The organism is Paenibacillus lacisediminis, from assembly GCF_046567315.2.
In genome coordinates this window covers 50,226-66,466 of the sequence record NZ_JBKIAX020000004.1, presented here as the reverse complement: position 1 = coordinate 66,466, position 16,241 = coordinate 50,226, and the positions used below count along the sequence as shown (strand labels likewise).

13 protein-coding genes are annotated in these 16,241 nt (G+C 52.4%); 11 read left to right on the top strand and 2 right to left on the bottom strand.

The window, feature by feature from the left end; translation table 11 throughout:
• Window positions 1-30 precede the first annotated feature (30 nt).
• The 11 genes from ACLD72_RS09110 to glnA all read left to right on the top strand — a co-directional run bounded on the left by ACLD72_RS09110 (window position 31) and on the right by glnA (window position 12,396).
• Window positions 31-201 carry a hypothetical protein gene (locus ACLD72_RS09110; RefSeq protein ID WP_178075876.1) on the top strand — a complete coding sequence of 57 codons (171 nt, stop codon included), beginning with the start codon at window positions 31-33 and terminating at the stop codon, window positions 199-201.
• A 174-nt stretch (window positions 202-375) separates the two neighbouring features.
• The gene (liaF, locus tag ACLD72_RS09105) at window positions 376-1,362 is read left to right on the top strand and encodes a cell wall-active antibiotics response protein LiaF (RefSeq protein WP_411000428.1); all 987 of its coding nucleotides are present in this window, start codon (window positions 376-378) and stop codon (window positions 1,360-1,362) included.
• A 4-nt stretch (window positions 1,363-1,366) separates the two neighbouring features.
• Window positions 1,367-2,410, top strand: a complete 1,044-nt coding sequence (locus tag ACLD72_RS09100; RefSeq protein WP_411000372.1) for a histidine kinase — start codon at window positions 1,367-1,369, stop codon at window positions 2,408-2,410.
• Entirely contained in the window at window positions 2,407-3,066 is a 660-nt protein-coding gene (locus tag ACLD72_RS09095; protein ID WP_411000374.1) for a response regulator, read from the top strand. Before ACLD72_RS09100 ends, ACLD72_RS09095 begins: the two co-directional genes overlap by 4 nt.
• Before the next feature lie 171 nt (window positions 3,067-3,237).
• On the top strand, window positions 3,238-4,848 hold the full coding sequence (locus ACLD72_RS09090) for a S1C family serine protease (RefSeq protein WP_411000376.1): 1,611 nt from the start codon (window positions 3,238-3,240) through the stop codon (window positions 4,846-4,848).
• A gap of 109 nt (window positions 4,849-4,957) precedes the next feature.
• The gene (locus tag ACLD72_RS09085) at window positions 4,958-5,647 is read left to right on the top strand and encodes a response regulator transcription factor (protein WP_411000378.1); all 690 of its coding nucleotides are present in this window, start codon (window positions 4,958-4,960) and stop codon (window positions 5,645-5,647) included.
• Window position 5,648: 1 nt separating this feature from the next.
• Entirely contained in the window at window positions 5,649-7,106 is a 1,458-nt protein-coding gene (locus ACLD72_RS09080) for a sensor histidine kinase (protein ID WP_411000380.1), read from the top strand.
• Window positions 7,107-7,367: 261 nt separating this feature from the next.
• On the top strand, window positions 7,368-8,327 hold the full coding sequence (locus tag ACLD72_RS09075; RefSeq protein WP_411000382.1) for a 4-hydroxy-3-methylbut-2-enyl diphosphate reductase: 960 nt from the start codon (window positions 7,368-7,370) through the stop codon (window positions 8,325-8,327).
• Between the two features lie 109 nt (window positions 8,328-8,436).
• Window positions 8,437-9,192, top strand: coding sequence for a CAP domain-containing protein (locus ACLD72_RS09070; RefSeq protein WP_411000384.1), 756 nt, complete (start codon window positions 8,437-8,439; stop codon window positions 9,190-9,192).
• A 484-nt stretch (window positions 9,193-9,676) separates the two neighbouring features.
• Window positions 9,677-10,720, top strand: a complete 1,044-nt coding sequence (gene aroF, locus ACLD72_RS09065; protein WP_411000386.1) for a 3-deoxy-7-phosphoheptulonate synthase — start codon at window positions 9,677-9,679, stop codon at window positions 10,718-10,720.
• 251 nt (window positions 10,721-10,971) lie between these two features.
• On the top strand, window positions 10,972-12,396 hold the full coding sequence (gene glnA / locus ACLD72_RS09060) for a type I glutamate--ammonia ligase (RefSeq protein ID WP_411000388.1): 1,425 nt from the start codon (window positions 10,972-10,974) through the stop codon (window positions 12,394-12,396).
• A 666-nt stretch (window positions 12,397-13,062) separates the two neighbouring features.
• Here glnA and ACLD72_RS09055 read toward each other — a convergent pair.
• Both ACLD72_RS09055 and ACLD72_RS09050 read right to left on the bottom strand, forming a co-directional pair.
• Window positions 13,063-13,965 carry a transposase gene (locus ACLD72_RS09055; protein ID WP_411000390.1) on the bottom strand — a complete coding sequence of 301 codons (903 nt, stop codon included), beginning with the start codon at window positions 13,963-13,965 and terminating at the stop codon, window positions 13,063-13,065.
• 898 nt (window positions 13,966-14,863) lie between these two features.
• A complete protein-coding gene (locus ACLD72_RS09050; protein ID WP_411000392.1) occupies window positions 14,864-15,892 on the bottom strand; it encodes a LacI family DNA-binding transcriptional regulator in 1,029 nt (342 codons plus the stop codon).
• Between the last annotated feature and the right edge of the window lie 349 nt (window positions 15,893-16,241).

The following is a 16,241-nucleotide window of genomic DNA, read 5'->3' as shown; positions in this document are numbered from 1 at the left end:
CGCCGTGTTATGTTAAGGGAGGTGAAATCCATGCCAAATCAAAGCCAAAATCAAAAACGTGCGGCTTCTCCTGGTTACAAAACACCGAACGAGAAGTTTAACGAAGAATTTGCTGAGGAAAGCACTGCAACTGTTGCCCAAAAGGCTAAAGCTTCCCGTAATGCAACTACGCCTGTAAGCGGTACTCAAAAACAACAATAGTTAAGCAACTAAGCAAAGAGCGCCCAGCGGGTGCTCTTTTTCAATTGTAAATATTTAGATATTCCCTCGGTCTCGAGACCGAGGGAAGCTTACTTCTCCCGCCGCTGTCCTCCTTCCGCAGCTTGTTGTACACTGGCATTAACAGAGTTTGTTTGAGATATGGAGGGAAACATGATGAGACACAATATGTTCGGCAGGTTGATAGGCGGTATGTTGCTCATCGGTATCGGGGCGTTGTTTTTGCTCAACCAAATGGGAATAACCGATATTAGCATCGGCTATCTGTTCTCTACGTTTTGGCCGGTGTTTCTGATTTTTGCCGGATTGACAAGCTTGGCATCGGGCAACCGGCACGGCGGCGGACTGGCGGGCAGTCTGATTTTACTGCTGATCGGCGGTTATTTTCTTGGCAGTAATTTGGGATATATATCGCTCGATCCGGGGGACTTCTTTAAGTACTTCTTCCCGTTCGCGCTGATTATCGGCGGGATTTGCCTCATTTTCAGACCGCGGCATCCACACCGCCGGCGCCGTGAAGAGGAATTTCCGCGTCATCCGCACCGCCGTCGTCATGAGGAATTTCCGCCGCCCCCGCCGCCGGCACCGATGGATCCGCCATCGCCTCCGGCATTTCATCCGGAAATGGAGTCGCCGCTGGATTCGATTTTCGGTTCGCTGGAGAAGAAAGAGGCGGAGAAGGAAGCGAAGCCAGGGCAGGAGCAGCCCAAACAGGAACGTCCGAAATACGACCATTACTATGACATGGACAGCGCCAAGGGAGAAGTAGTCAATAAATCGGGATTTATCGGCGATGTGCATTTGGGGCAGGATTATTTTCAGCTGAGGCCAACGAATATCTCGCATTTTATCGGGGATACGATCATCGATTTGACGAAGGCGCAAATTCCGTACGGGGAAACGAAAATCAATGTTTCGTCTTTTATCGGTGACGTCAAGGTGTTTATTCCGGAGGATATGGATATCGGCATCATGGCCACCTCCAGCGCCTTTATCGGCGATCTGAAGGTGCTCAAGCAGAAACAGGGCGGATTTATGACCAGCGTTTCCGCTGAATCTCCGTATTACCGGGAAGCGAGCAAAAAAATCAAGCTGGTCGTCAGCGTTTTTATCGGCGACGTTAAAGTGAATATGGTAGGTTAGGCGGATGATCGTACAGCGTATCTTAAAAAATACGAAATGGGAGCTGCTGTGTTATTTTCTGCTTACGGGAGGGTTGACGGCAGCAGCTCTGTATATCGGCTCCAAAACCGGAGTGATTCATGTGGGCGACCCCCGTGTGTGGATTTACGACATCGCCGGAATTTTGGTGTTTACGCTGATCATCGGATATATCGCCGGCCGGCGGATTCAGGGCAAAATCGACCTGCTTCATTTAAACATGCTGCAGGTGGCCAAAGGCAATTTATCGGTTCGGATGCCCGAAACCGCGGACCAGACGTTTGCGGGCGTTTATCAGGAATTCAACGATATGCTCGATTCCATGGAAACGAAAATGCAGCTGCTGCAGCAGCTTGGGGAACAGGAAGTCATCGAAAAGGAGCAGGCGGCTGAAAAAGCGGTATTGGAAGAAAGAAGGCGCATGGCCCGTGATTTGCACGACACGGTGAGTCAGCAGCTGTTCGCGATCCACATGGCCGCCTCTTCGCTGCCTAAAGTGCTGGAGAACAATGCGGCCGGAGCTCACACGGTGCTGGAACAGCTCATCCAGATGTCGAACACGGCGCAAAAGCAAATGCGGGCGCTGATCGCCCAGCTTCGGCCGATGGAACTGGTCGGCAAATCGCTGGCGGAAGCGCTGGATCAGTGGTTTCCGGATTATTGCAGGCAAAACGGCCTGAAAGGAATCAAGGACATGGATCTGACGGGAGAGTTGTCGGAAGCGAAAGAGCATCAGCTGTTCCTGATCATTCAGGAGGCCATGGCCAACATTGTCAAGCACGCCGGGGCCCATTTGGTCAGCCTCTCGCTCCGCGAAGGACCGCGCCAGGTGGTGCTCAGCATTAGCGATGACGGTCAGGGCTTCAGCGGCACCTCCCAGAAGCAAGGCTCTTATGGGCTGACGACGATGAAGGAGCGGGCCGAAAAGCTTGGCGGTCATGTTGAGGTGATCAGCAAGCCGGGAGCGGGCACGACCATTCGGGTACATATCCCGAAATTTGAGGATAGTAGAGGGGGGAGCCGCGAATGAGCAGCAAAATCAGGGTCATGATCGTCGATGATCATGATATGGTGCGGATGGGGCTGAAAACATATTTGATGCTGGACCCGGGTTTTGAGGTGGTTGCCGAAGCGGGGGACGGTGAAGCGGTCGTCGAACTGCTGGAGCAAGGCATCCCCGGCGGTCTGCCGGATATCATTCTGATGGATTTAATGATGCCGGTCATGAACGGAGCGGAGGCGACCAAAGCGGTGCTTAGCCACTATCCGGAAATCAAAATCGTCATCCTGACCAGCTTTTTGGAGGATGAGCTTGTTGTCCAGGCGGTCGAGGCCGGGGCGGTTAGCTATGTTTTAAAAACGGTTTCGGCCGAGGAACTCATCTATGCGCTGCAAGGAGCTTACCGCGGGATGCCGGTCATGACCGGAGACGTGGCCCAGGCGCTGACGCGCGGGTTGCGACAGCGAACCGTGCAGGGGGACGATTCCGGACTTACCGAGCGGGAGAAGGAAGTGCTGCTGCTCATTGCCGAAGGCAAATCCAACAAGGATATCGCCGAAGAGCTGCATATCAGCATCAAAACCGTCAAAACGCATGTCAGCAATCTGCTGATGAAATGTGAGCTGGACGACCGCACGCAATTGGCCATCTATGCCCACCGGCAGGGTTGGGCTGCCCGGTCTTAAGGCATCGTCGGCGAACCTCCGGCTGGGCCTTGAAATAGCGGCATTTTATGCGATGGACTTATAGCTTTTATCTCCTTTTTAATTGTTTTTAAGGTACCCTTAAGGTTCCTGGTACAAAATAAAAACATGAAAACAACACCCCCTGGAAACAGGGGAAGGAGGTAAACATAGATGGACGATCAAAAAAACAAACCAGGCCAAAATTTTGGAGACAATCCAAGCGATAAGCCGCAGGAATCTCCGGAGTCGGGCTCTTCATATTATTACTCTTACGGACCTTTTCAATCCTATAGAAAAAACAATGAAGAATCCGGAGAGGACCGCTTCTATGAACGCCGTGGGCCGGAGGAAGTGGAAATCACCCGGCCGGAACCGGTAAAGCCGATTCCGATGTACGATTACCGTTCTTCGGCCCAGGCGCCCGGCGGTTCGAACGATGACGGCGGAAGGGGCGTACCAACCCTCAAAAATTCGGGCAACTGGCAGTACAGCAAGCCGCCAAAGAGAAATTCGTTCCGTTCGGTGATCGCTGGCGTTTTGGCCGGGATGCTGATCGTGACCGGAGCCATGGTGTTCGCCGACCGCGAGAATCTGTTCACCTCGAACCAGGTGGCGGCGACAACGACCGCGCCGGCGTCCGGCACGACAACGGAAGGAAGCGGCATCGCTTCATCGGGCAAGGCGTCAACGGCGTTGTATCCCGTAACCGATTCGGGGGATGTTACCAAAGTCGTAAATCAAGCGGGACCGGCCGTGGTCAAAATCGAAACGCTGGCGGATTCAAGCAAGCAAAGCAGCGGTTCGAACCCTTACAGCAATGATCCGTTCTATCGCTACTTTTTCGGCGATTCCTACGGTTCCGGCGGAGGGAACAGCAGCAACGGAGGCTCCTCTTCCGGGTCCGGCCAACTGGTACCGACCGGGATTGGTTCCGGGTTTATTTTCGACAAAACGGGTTACATTTTGACAAACGAGCACGTCATCCATAATGCCGACGTGGTCCAAGTTACGGTGCAAGGCACGGATAAACCGTATGAAGCCAAGGTACTGGGCAAGAGCTATGAGCTTGATTTGGCCGTGCTGAAAATCGACGGCAGCAGCAACTTCCCGTCGGTTCCGCTGGGCGATTCCAACAACACGCAGGTTGGCGAATGGCTGGTGGCGATCGGTAACCCGCAAGGTTTTGACCACACGGTCACCGCAGGGGTGCTGAGTGCGAAGGAGCGCAGTATCTCGATCGACGGCGAAAACGGCGAGAAAGCCCGGGAGTATGAGCATTTGCTGCAAACCGATGCTTCGATTAACCCGGGGAACTCCGGCGGTCCACTGCTGAACCTGAACGGGGAAGTTATCGGCATTAACGTCGCCGTCAGCTCCGATTCCCAAGGCATCGGCTTTGCGATCCCGACCAGCACGATCAACGAAGTGATTAACAAGCTGAAGAATAACGAGGAAATCCCGAAAAAACCAGAGCCGTTTATCGGCGCCACGTTGATGACGATGACCGATGAAGTCGCAAAACAGATGGGCACTGATGTCAAGGATGGTTCGATCGTGACCGATGTCGTCTTCAAATCGCCTGCTTACACGGCAGACCTGCGCCCTTATGATATCATCGTCGGGGCGAATGGAACCAAATTTACGACGAAGGAAAAACTGATTGAATTTATCCAGAAGCAGCAGGTTGGCGCCAAAGTTACCTTTAACGTCGTGCGCGACGGAAAGAGCGTTGATCTTCAAGTCACAATCGGCGACAAAAATAATTACCCGAACGTGGAATAGTCGATCAGCTATTCGCGGCCCAAGCGCTACTGAGGCGGCAGGTTCAAAGCCTGCCGCTTTTTTTGGTACAATAAGGTAAGGTGAATTGTTTAGATAAGGAGAGATAATCGTGAGATCGGGAATATTGGTGATTGACGATGACGAGAAAATCACGTCCATGCTGCGGCGCGGCCTGGCGTTTGAGGGATACGACGTATACACGGCGCATAATGGGGCGGAGGGGCTGTCCATGGTCATGACGGCCGATCCGGATCTGATCATCCTGGATGTGATGATGCCGAAGGTTGACGGTTTTGAGGTTTGCCGTAGGCTGCGCGAAGGAGGCAGCACGGTCCCGGTGCTGATGCTGACCGCTAAAGACGAGGTCGAGAATCGGGTGAAGGGGCTGGATCTCGGCGCGGATGATTACCTGGTCAAACCGTTTGCCTTGGAAGAACTGCTGGCCCGGGTGCGGGCGCTGCTTAGGCGCAAGGAAAGCGCCGGGGAGGCGGACAGCCAACGGCTGATTTTTGAAGATATCGTCATGGATCTCGATTCCCGTGAAGTGGTGCGCGGGGGGCATCGACTGGAATTGACGGCCAAAGAGTTCGAGCTCTTGCATCTATTCATGCAAAATCCCAAACGGCTGCTGACCCGGGATTTAATTATGGACAAAATCTGGGGCTACGATTACAGCGGAGAATCGAATGTGCTTGAGGTGTATATCGCCATGCTGCGCCAAAAAACGGAGGAACACGGCGGCAAGCGGCTCATTCAAACGATCCGCGGCGCCGGCTACATTCTGAGAGGAGACGCGTAACATGTCGATCCGGCTGCGGCTGACCGCATGGTATACCGGCATATTGGCCGTGACGCTTATTTTATTCAGCGCATCGATATACGGGTTGGTTAATTATAATACGTATCAAGAAGTGAAGAAAAGGGTTATTGAGCAAGCGGACCAGATTCTTAGCACGCAAAACATTACGCTCACACAGGGATGGGATATGCAGCTCGACCCCGATCAAATCATCAGGCTGGAGGATGCCCGCATATTTTGGCAGCTTAACAACTATGTCATCGGGACATACCGTCTCTCTCCAGGCCTGGCGGAACGAAAAATCAAATTCCCCATTCCCGAGATGAAAAATATCCAAAACGGTAAGTTTCAATCTATCACGATAAATGGAAATTCGTATATGTTATATGAAAGGGCTCTTGGACTTAACGACCATACCATCGTTGGGCTGCTCCAGTTGGCCGCGGATACGAACGCCGAAGACCGGTTGATGAAGCAGATGCGGACCGTAATCTTGTTCGGCTCGCTGTTTACGATCGTGATTGCCAGCTCGCTAGGCCTGTTCCTGGCCCGCAAATCGATGGCGCCGATCGGCAAGGTGATCGAGGCCGCAAACGGGATTCAGACGGGGAACGATTTGAGCGTGCGGATCGACTACGACGGGCCGAACGACGAAATCGGCGGCCTGATCGGCACCGTAAACAACATGCTTGAACGCACCGAAGGGTTTTACAAGGTGTTGGAGGATGCTTATTCGGCGCAGCGGCGTTTTGTTTCGGACGCCTCCCATGAGCTGAGGACTCCGCTTACCACGATTCGCGGCAATGTCGATTTGCTGAAAAAGATGTGGAGCCCGGAAGCGGAAAAACACGATGCCGCCGAAGAAGAAAGGATACGTTCCTATTCCATCGAGGCGGTCAGCGATATTTCCGCCGAATCCGAACGGATGAGCCGGCTGGTCAACGATATGCTGTCGCTGGCCCGCGCCGACGCCGGGCAAACGGTGACCAAGGAACCGCTCCTGCTGCAGCCGGTGTTGGAAGAGGTCGTTCGCCGCGCCCAATTTCTGCCGCGCAAGGCTGAATGGATTACCGGAAATCTGGATGCGCTGGGTGGCGTCGTCGTCAAGGGGAGTAAAGATTATTTGCAGCAAATGCTGTTTATTTTCATTGAAAATGCCTTCAAATATACCGAGGAAGGCAGCGTCACCATCGATGCTGTACGCGCCGGGGACCAAATCGGCATCCGCATCGCCGACACGGGCATCGGCATGGACCGCAGCGAGGTCCCGCATATTTTCGAGCGCTTCTACCGCGCGGATCCTTCCCGCGGTGTGATTCAGGGCACAGGGCTTGGCTTGTCCATCGCCAAATGGATCATCGACGAACATGATGGCTCGGTGGAGGTCATGACCAAGCTCGGTCAAGGAACGACATTTGTCATCTGGCTCCCCGCCAGCTTTAACGGCCTGCTGGAATAAGCTATAATAGAGGTAGTTCAGAAAGTCCGCTTTTGATCACGATGTGAATCAAGAAGTAACTCGGCATCGAATCTTGAATTCAGCAGGGTCTTCCGGTGCTCACGTACCCAAAACGTACGCTCCGCTCCTCAGCCCCTGCTTCATCCAACCTTCTCGGTGCTGAAAACCGGACTTTTGAACACGTACTATTTTTGAACATGCACTAATAGAGTTGCTTCCCTCCGTCAGGAAATATGGGTGCTAGAAAGCAGGGATAAAGTCATGGAAGTGATCAAAATTTCGCCGCGCGGCTACTGTTACGGCGTCGTTGATGCGATGGTGCTGGCAAGACAGGCGGCCAAAAATCTGGATCTGCCGCGGCCGATTTATATATTGGGCATGATTGTGCACAACAGCCATGTCACGCAGTCGTTTGAAGACGAGGGCATCATTACGCTGGATGGGCCCAACCGGATGGAGATCCTCGAGCAGGTGGAGAGCGGGACGGTTATTTTTACCGCCCACGGGGTGTCGCCGGAGGTCCGGAAATTAGCCCGCGACAAAGGCCTCACGACCGTTGACGCCACTTGTCCGGATGTGACGAAAACCCACGTGCTGATCAAGGAAAAGGTGGCGGAAGGGTACGAGGTCATCTACATCGGCAAAAAAGGCCATCCCGAGCCGGAAGGCGCGGTCGGCGTAGCTCCGGAGCATGTTCATCTGATCGAGAAAGAAGCAGAGATCGAAGATTTGCGGATCGCTGCGGACAAGATCGTCATTACGAATCAGACGACGATGAGCCAATGGGACATCAAGCAGATCATGAAAAAGCTGCTGGAGAAGTTCCCGGGGGCAGAGGTGCACAACGAGATTTGCCTGGCGACGCAGGTGCGCCAGGAAGCCGTCGCCGAGCAGGCGGGGCAGGCGGACCTGGTCATCGTCGTCGGCGACCCGCGCAGCAACAACTCCAACCGGCTCGCGCAAGTGTCCGAGGAGATCGCCGGCGTAACGGCGTACCGGATCGCCGATGTCACGGAGATCAAGCGGGAGTGGCTGCAAGGTGTCCGGAAGGTGGCGGTCACGGCGGGCGCTTCGACACCAACGCCGATTACGAAGGAAGTCATTCATTATCTAGAGCAATATGATCCGGAAAATCCGGCCACCTGGGACATCATCCGTACGGTGAACATGAAAAAGCTGCTGCCTCCGGTAAAAGCCGTCGCCCGCAGCAGAGAGGAATAACATCCGTTTTCCAACATTTGCGGGGTCACAGCCCCGCAAATTTCATGTTATACTCCTAGTAGATTGGTTACAAAATTGTAACTAAAAAGACTGCTAAGGAGATGACAGCATGAAATCGAATAGAATGAAACGTTGGGTATCCGGCGGCATAACGGCGCTTGTAGCCGCAGCTCTTATCGTTCCGGCTACGGCTTCGGCGGCATCGGACTCTACGACTTATCGGACTTATACGACTTATAAAACTTATACAGTGAATGTGGGTAGTTCTGCGGATTATTCTCGGACAACCTATTATACGATTCCGTGGTATTTATTTTATAATTCCCAACCGGTAACAAGCAATCCAAACAGCGGATCGACTGCCGGAAAACCACAAACCGGAACAACCCAAGGCAATACTCAATCCGGAAATACGCAAAACGGAACCGGTCAAAAAGGAACTACCGGCAACTCCGGTTCTTCGGCTCAGCAGGGCGCAGGAACGACGACGGACAAATCGCAGTTTGCTACCCAGGTTATCAAATTGGTAAACCAGGAACGGGCGAAACAAGGCCTTAAGCCGCTTACCGGCGACTCCGCGCTGAACAACATGGCTTTGGCCAAAGCGAAGGACATGAGCCAAAACAACTACTTCAGCCACACCTCGCCAACTTACGGCTCGCCGTTTGACATGATGACGAAGTTTGGCATCAAGTACAGCTATGCCGGCGAAAACATCGCCATGGGACAAAAAACACCGCAAGAGGTCGTCAACGCTTGGATGAACAGTGAAGGCCACCGCGCCAACATTTTGAACGCCAACTACAACCTGATCGGGGTCGGATACTACAACGGCTACTGGGCACAGGAGTTTGTGGGCAGATAAGTTAGTTAGCAGGATTTGATAGAAGGCTGGAGAGAGGATCTCCAAGCCTTCTATTTTTTGACCGTCTGCACTTTTGCATTTCGTGGGATCTTCCCCCTTTGGACTTGACGGGGACGGCATAATCGGCTATAGTTACTTTAATGGATAAAAGCTTAAAAGCGAACAAGCGTTTAAGTGAAAGAGCGACTTTGTTTCTTCTTAATTATCATTGTCGTACTCACATCGGGCCTGCGCCCGTTAGAGTGCGTGATCAAAAGATGACTTTTTGAACTACCTCTTAAAGTGCGTGTTCAAAAAGGTCGGTTTTCAGCACCAAGAAGGTTGAATGAAGCCGGGACCGAGGAGCGGAGCGTACGTTTTGGGTACGTGAGCACCGGAGGGGCCGGCTGAATTCAAGATTCGACGCCGAATTACTTCTTGAATTTACTTCGTGATCAAAAGCGGACTTTTGAACTACCTCTTAAACATGAAAGGATGAATGTAGATGATCGTCATTACCTCGAAACATACGCCGGAAGAGCGGGTTCAGGAAATCGTTGCCGTGATTGAAAAGGAAGGGCTGCAAGCCCATGTGTCGCGCGGAAAGGACCATACGGTGATCGGGTTGATCGGGACGATCGAACCGAAGCTCGCCGAGCATCTCCGTCAAATGAAGGATGTTGAAAATGTCATTAAGATTTCAAAATCGTATAAATTGGCGAGCCGCGATTTCCATCCGGAAAACACGGTCATTCGCATCGGCGATGTGACCATCGGCGGTGGGGAACTGGTTGTGATGGGCGGGCCTTGCGCGGTGGAATCCCCGGAGCAGATTGACGAAATCGCCAGACTCGTCAAAGCGGCCGGTGGTCAGGTGCTTCGCGGCGGCGCATTTAAGCCGCGTACGGGCCCGTACAGCTTCCAGGGCGTCGGCGTGGAAGGTCTCGTTATGATGGCCGAGGCGGGCAAAAAACACGGCCTGCTGACGATCACGGAGGTCATGACACCGGAATACGTTGACGTCTGTGCGGAATACGCCGATATTTTGCAGGTAGGAACGCGCAACATGCAAAACTTCGACCTGCTGCGTAAGCTCGGTACGTGCAACAAGCCGGTGCTGCTGAAGCGCGGGTTCAGCGCGACCTACGACGAATTCCTGAACGCGGCCGAATACATCCTTGCCGGCGGGAACCCTAACGTTATGCTGTGCGAGCGCGGCATCCGCACGTTTGAAACGTATACGCGCAATACGCTCGATTTGTCGGCGATTCCGGTGCTGCAAAACCTTAGCCACCTGCCGGTCATCTCCGATCCGAGCCATGGGACGGGGCGGCGTGAGCTGGTCGAGCCGATGACTAAAGCGTCCGTGGCCGCCGGAGCGGATGGTCTGATTATCGAGATGCACACCGATCCTGACAATTCCATGACGGGCGACGGCGTTCAGTCTTTGTTCCCCGACCAGTTTGCGGCTTTGCTGCAAGATTTGGAAAAATTAGCTCCGCTTGTCGGCAAACGGTTCGATGCACCAAAGGCTGCGCTTCAGCTGTAAATTATAAATGTTTTGGACTATTTACCAATAATGGGCAGCCCTTTCGCTACACTAGCGAAGGGGCTTTTATACTTTTTGTCGGATAATTTGTACTTGTTGTAATAATACCTTACATGAGATATAAAAATACCTTACATAAGTATTGACGAGCGGACCCAATAGACCTATAATGAACCACAGAATAAAACAAAAGGATGAACGTTAATCGCATTAACGGGATTTAATGTTCGTGATTTGGGGAGGAAAGCGCAATGTCAGCAGAGTTCGTTTTAAAAACAATCAAAGAAAAGCAAATCGAATGGGTAGACTTTCGTTTTGTTGATTTGTCGGGACGCGCACATCATATCACACTTCCTGCCAAAGAAGTGGATGAAGATACTTTCAAAAACGGCGTTGCTTTCGACGGATCTTCGATCCCCGGCTTCCGCGGTATCGAAGAATCCGATATGGTTATGATGCCGGACCACGGCTCCGTATTCGTAGATCCGTTTACAGCGCATCCGACGTTGAACGTGTTTTGCGATATCTATACACCGGACGGCGAACGTTACGAGCGGGATCCGCGCAGCGTGGCCGTACGCGCTGAAGAATACCTGAAGCAAAGCGGTGTCGGAACCGCAGCCTTCTTTGCTCCGGAATCCGAGTTTTTCATTTTTGACGATGTCCGCTTCGAGAGCGGTATGAATAAAACGTTTTACTCGGTAGACTCCGAGGAAGCGGTCTGGAATACGGGACGCGCCGAAGAGGGCGGAAACCTGGGCTACAAAGTGCCTGTAAAAGGCGGTTATGTACCGGTTGCTCCAACCGACAAGCAGCAGGACATCCGCAGTGAAATGTGCCGCTTGCTGGAGGAAGCCGGCCTCCGTGTGGAACGCCACCACCACGAAGTGGCCACTTCCGGTCAAGCGGAAATCAACTTCCGTTTCGATACGCTGCTGAAAACGGCCGATAACCTGATGGTTTATAAATACATCGTGCATAACACGGCCGCTCAATTCGGCAAAACTGCCACCTTTATGCCGAAACCGCTGTTCGGCGATAACGGAAGCGGCATGCACGTGCACCAATCGATCTTCAATGGCGACACTCCGCTGTTCTATGATAAAGGGGCGTACGCGAACCTGAGTGAAACGGCGCTGCACTACATCGGCGGCATCCTGCACCACGCTCCTGCGATTATCGCGTTCACGAACCCGAGCACAAACTCTTTTAAACGTCTGGTGCCTGGCTTTGAAGCGCCGGTTAACCTCGTATTCTCTAAGGGCAACCGTTCGGCGGCTGTGCGTATTCCGGTAGCGGCCGTAACGCCGAAAGGATGCCGGATCGAGTTCCGCACGCCGGACTCCACGGCCAACCCGTACCTGGCCTTCTCCGCGATGCTGATGGCCGGTCTGGACGGCATCAAGAACAAAATCGATCCGGTTAAACTGGGCTACGGACCGTTCGACAAAAACATCTATGAATTGTCCGACGAAGAAAAAGCCGGCATCCGCAGCGTACCGGGCTCCCTGGACGAAGCTCTGAGCGCGTTGGAAGCCGACAACGAGTTCCTGACGGCAGGCGGCGTATTCACGAAAGCCTTCATCGAGAACTTTATCGAATTGAAACGCGCCGAAGCGAGAGCGGTAGCCGTAAGAGTCCATCCTTACGAATTCGGACTTTACTACGACCTGTAAGAAGCACTGATTTTATAACATTGAAAATAAACAAAAGGCCATCCCGAAGATGATCGACTTCACCGGGATGGCCTTTTAAAAATTATAGAATTTAAGCTGGCAAAATAGAAAAACACTGCTTCGTTTGGTAAAGCGAGAGTGACGAGCTTCTACGATCAGACAGAAGAGGTGTCTTTCATTGTTATAGGCCATCAGCCCGACCTAAATCAACTACCAAGGGCGTTGAAAGCTTGAGGATAGGAAGTGGGGTGGGGTGGGCGGCAGACCAACACTCACTGTCCGGACGCTTTGCACGATTATCCCGTTTGATCAGGTAGCAGAGAACAGACAAGCTCGGGGGAAGAGAATATTTGGTGGAGAAGCAGATCGGTTCGAGATAATTTAGACGGACTTAGGAGAAGGAATCAGGTTTAGGGGAGGTGAAACAGACCGGACAAGAGATCAAGGACAAGAGATCAAGGACAAGAGATCAAGGACAAGAGCTCAAGGACAAGAAGTGAGGGAAACGAAAAGACCGTAATTTTGCTGTAGCCTGAACCCTTCCTTATGCAGCAACGCCCGCACCGTTCATGCTAATTCACACCAATCAAGTTGATCCGCATTAAGCTGCCCCCTACCCATTAAGTTGATCTGCATCAAACTCCCCTCGCCGTTCCAGCGTGTCGATCAGGCCGCAGCCGCAAGGGGCTGGTTCGGTTGGCGCGCGATCAGCCGGCGGTAAGGGATCGCCGGAATCGCCAAACACATGTGCAACAACTTCTGCCGCATCGTTTCTTCCGCTCCGGGCAGGTGCAGTTGGCGGCGTCCGGTATACTCGTTGAGGTACGCCTGCAGATACTTCAGTCCCAAGGCTCCATACGTACTCTTCAGCGATTCCCACGCCTCTCTCACCACTTTCCGCAAGGGCGCATACAGCCGATAGGCTAGAGGGAACGACTGTACCACCGATGTACGGACATCCACATGCCCGTTGATGAACGCAGCGAGTTCGAGACGGTTTGCTCTTTGTCCGTCTCCTCTCTTATGCGGTACAAGGCGGATTTTGACCTGCTCCGGCTCGCCCGACTCCGTTACCGTGCATCCCGCTACGACCGCCGTGGCATACGAATGCGAAAGCTGACACCGGGACGGATCGCGCCCGTACAGATCGCTGTTCACCTTCACGTCTCCGCAGAGCAGTTCCCGGGCATCAAACTCTAGGGCGGCATGGCGTATTTTGTGCAGCAACAACCAGGCGGTTTTGTAGGTGACCTCGATCACCTGGCTCAGCCGCATCGCCGAGATGCCGCCCTCAAGCAGGAATAAATCCAGGGCCTCGAACCACTTGAGCAGGGGCAAATGCGTTCCTTCAAAAATCGTGCCGACCAAAGCCGACGTTTGATGCTTGCACTTCCCGCACTCAAACAAGGGGATATGCCTCGAGGTCAAACGACTGCACCGGGTGTGAGCGCAGCGTGGGCAGATGAAGCCGTTTGGCCACTTCATCGCGATCAGCGCTTCCATGCAAGCCTGCTCGCTGTTAAAACGGTTGCTGAATGATTGAAGTTCCGTTCCCGCATTGACCTCCATGTTCGCTCGCCTCCAGATCAAGAATACACGAACGTGCGTTCGATTTACTTCATTATACCAAACGTACGTTCCTTTTTCAATCTAAAAATCTCACCTGAACCGCCTCATTTTTTCCTTATCTCTGTTTCTTCTCTCTTTTGTTGGAACCCTTGCCTAGCCCCCCTGTTCCCTGAAAGAGAGGGATAATCGTGCAAAGGCTCAGAAGGCAGGGACACCAAGGCAGGGACACCATGACACGAACCCTTTGGGCAGCCCTCTCACACCGGCTTCGATTTGCGACACTGCTCGAAACGGCTACGGTGCAAAAGGTAGATGCGCTGACCTCGGTGAAAGCTGACCTCGGCGGATCGTGACGCCCTCTTCATCGTTGACGCTTCCATGCTTCCATGCTTCCATGTTTAAGCGTAATCGCAGCAAAGCGATCGAGTTGCTTGCCCGATTTAGAGATCATGCCACCGGCACGTTTTACAAGGGATCTCCTATGAGACCGAATTGCCTCTATTTACCTCGAATCGGTCCGGATGAACTCGTTTAGAGCGAGATAGGTTCATTTGGGTGCGTTAGGTTGGGAAATACCCGGGAAATGGGCGGATAAGGTCGCTGGAGTTCGCTGGAGTCCGTTAGGGCAGCGTTCACGGATTGGAAAGAGCCGAGGTACTCGGTGCTAATGTGTATGAAAGAAGGGGAAGGTTACTCAAAGTAGAACAGAAGAGGGAATGGGTATGGGGTGGAAAGTTCACGGCCCGCCTTTAGAGTCAGGTTCTACCCACAAAGTAAATTCCACAAGAACCTGACTCTAACAAACGGCTGCCCCCATACCCATAACTCCAATTGCTCCGCTGTAGAAGTCAGATCCATACAAAGACGCCGTCAGGGGCTTTTCTTAGCAAGTTGCCCTTTAAATCAAGGCAGGATTGCCTCCGCAGGACTCGCGAATCACGAGCTCAGGCTCCACGACAACGTTGCTCGTCTCCGATTGATTGTTGATCAGGTCGTAGAGCAGGGAAGCGGCCAGCCTGCCGATTTTGTCTTTGTTCTGCCGGATGGTCGACAGGGTGGGCGTAGTGTATTTGCACGCTTCGATGTCATCGCAGCCGATGATGGCGATGTCCTGGGGGATGCGCAGCCCGTGTTCCTTCAAAGCGCGCATCGCCCCGATCGCCAGCAGGTCCGAGGCCGCAAATACGGCCCGCGGCAAGCTGCCGGATTGGATTATCCGGGACATGGCTTCATACCCGCTGGACTCGAAGAAATTGTCCCCGTTAACAAACCATTGTTCCGTCACCGGAAGACCAAAGCTTTCGATCGCATCTTTATACCCTTGTTCGCGCATATTGGAAATGTCGGATTCCAGCGTGCTGCCGATATAACCGAGCTCCCTGTACCCGAGCAAATAAAAATGCTCTACTACTTTATAAGACATTTTGTAGTTATCGGACATGATGTACCCTGAGCTTTTGCCGTTGAGTTGAATATCGACGCCGATGCAGGGGATTTCGCTGTGATCCAGCTCGTTGATGGAAGGCTCGACCTCCTGGCCGGTGACGATGATGCATCCGTCCACTTGAAAATGCCGGCAGCGCGCCAGATAATCGCCGTCGACGGAGTGGAACTTCTCGTTCGAGAAGAATAGAAGATCATAGCCCAGAAAACCCATCTGCTTCTTGAAGGCGTTCAGCACCTCGATAAAGAAGGGGTGGGTAAAGTCGATATTGAGCTTCCCTGCGAAAATAACGCCGATCAGGTTCGACTTCTTTGTAGCCAGCGTTTTCGCTGAATTCGAAGGTACATACCCCGTCTGCTTCATAATTTCGAGAACTTTCGTTTTTGTTTCCGCGGATATGTCGCTATAGTTATTAATGATTTTGGAAACGGTCGATACCGATACTCCGGCCATTTCCGCAATTGTTTTAATGTTGACCGCCAAAAAGCAGCCCTCCCTACAATAAAAGAACGTTTTGGATTTAGTATATCTTAATGAAATGTTTAAGACTATTAAAGAAATTATTTGCGAAACATTTACGAAACTGGTTTCGTGATTAGTTTATAGGAATTGCGAAACGGAGTCAAGACAACCCGAAATAATTGAGCGAAAAGAAGCATGACCCAGGCCGATAGCGGATGGTTTGATGATGAACACAACCCCTAAAACTGCGTCGCAATCAGCTTTTTTTGGAGCGTGAAAAAATCTCTTTACAAACCTAATTTTTGATGCAATAATGTGTCTTGACGAAACCGCTTTCGGTGAATTTATCCCGATGTTTGCTAAAACAGCC

Excerpts from the sequence above, each read along its gene's own strand:
- glnA (WP_411000388.1), top strand. The coding sequence starts at position 10,972 with ATGTCAGCAGAGTTCGTTTTAAAAACAATCAAAGAAAAGCAAATCGAA.
- ACLD72_RS09110 (WP_178075876.1), top strand. The coding sequence starts at position 31 with ATGCCAAATCAAAGCCAAAATCAAAAACGTGCGGCTTCTCCTGGTTAC.
- liaF (WP_411000428.1), top strand. The coding sequence starts at position 376 with ATGAGACACAATATGTTCGGCAGGTTGATAGGCGGTATGTTGCTCATC.
- ACLD72_RS09070 (WP_411000384.1), top strand. The coding sequence starts at position 8,437 with ATGAAATCGAATAGAATGAAACGTTGGGTATCCGGCGGCATAACGGCG.
- ACLD72_RS09055 (WP_411000390.1), bottom strand. The coding sequence starts at position 13,965 with ATGGAGGTCAATGCGGGAACGGAACTTCAATCATTCAGCAACCGTTTT.
- ACLD72_RS09080 (WP_411000380.1), top strand. The coding sequence starts at position 5,649 with ATGTCGATCCGGCTGCGGCTGACCGCATGGTATACCGGCATATTGGCC.
- ACLD72_RS09100 (WP_411000372.1), top strand. The coding sequence starts at position 1,367 with ATGATCGTACAGCGTATCTTAAAAAATACGAAATGGGAGCTGCTGTGT.
- aroF (WP_411000386.1), top strand. The coding sequence starts at position 9,677 with ATGATCGTCATTACCTCGAAACATACGCCGGAAGAGCGGGTTCAGGAA.
- ACLD72_RS09095 (WP_411000374.1), top strand. The coding sequence starts at position 2,407 with ATGAGCAGCAAAATCAGGGTCATGATCGTCGATGATCATGATATGGTG.
- ACLD72_RS09075 (WP_411000382.1), top strand. The coding sequence starts at position 7,368 with ATGGAAGTGATCAAAATTTCGCCGCGCGGCTACTGTTACGGCGTCGTT.
- ACLD72_RS09090 (WP_411000376.1), top strand. The coding sequence starts at position 3,238 with ATGGACGATCAAAAAAACAAACCAGGCCAAAATTTTGGAGACAATCCA.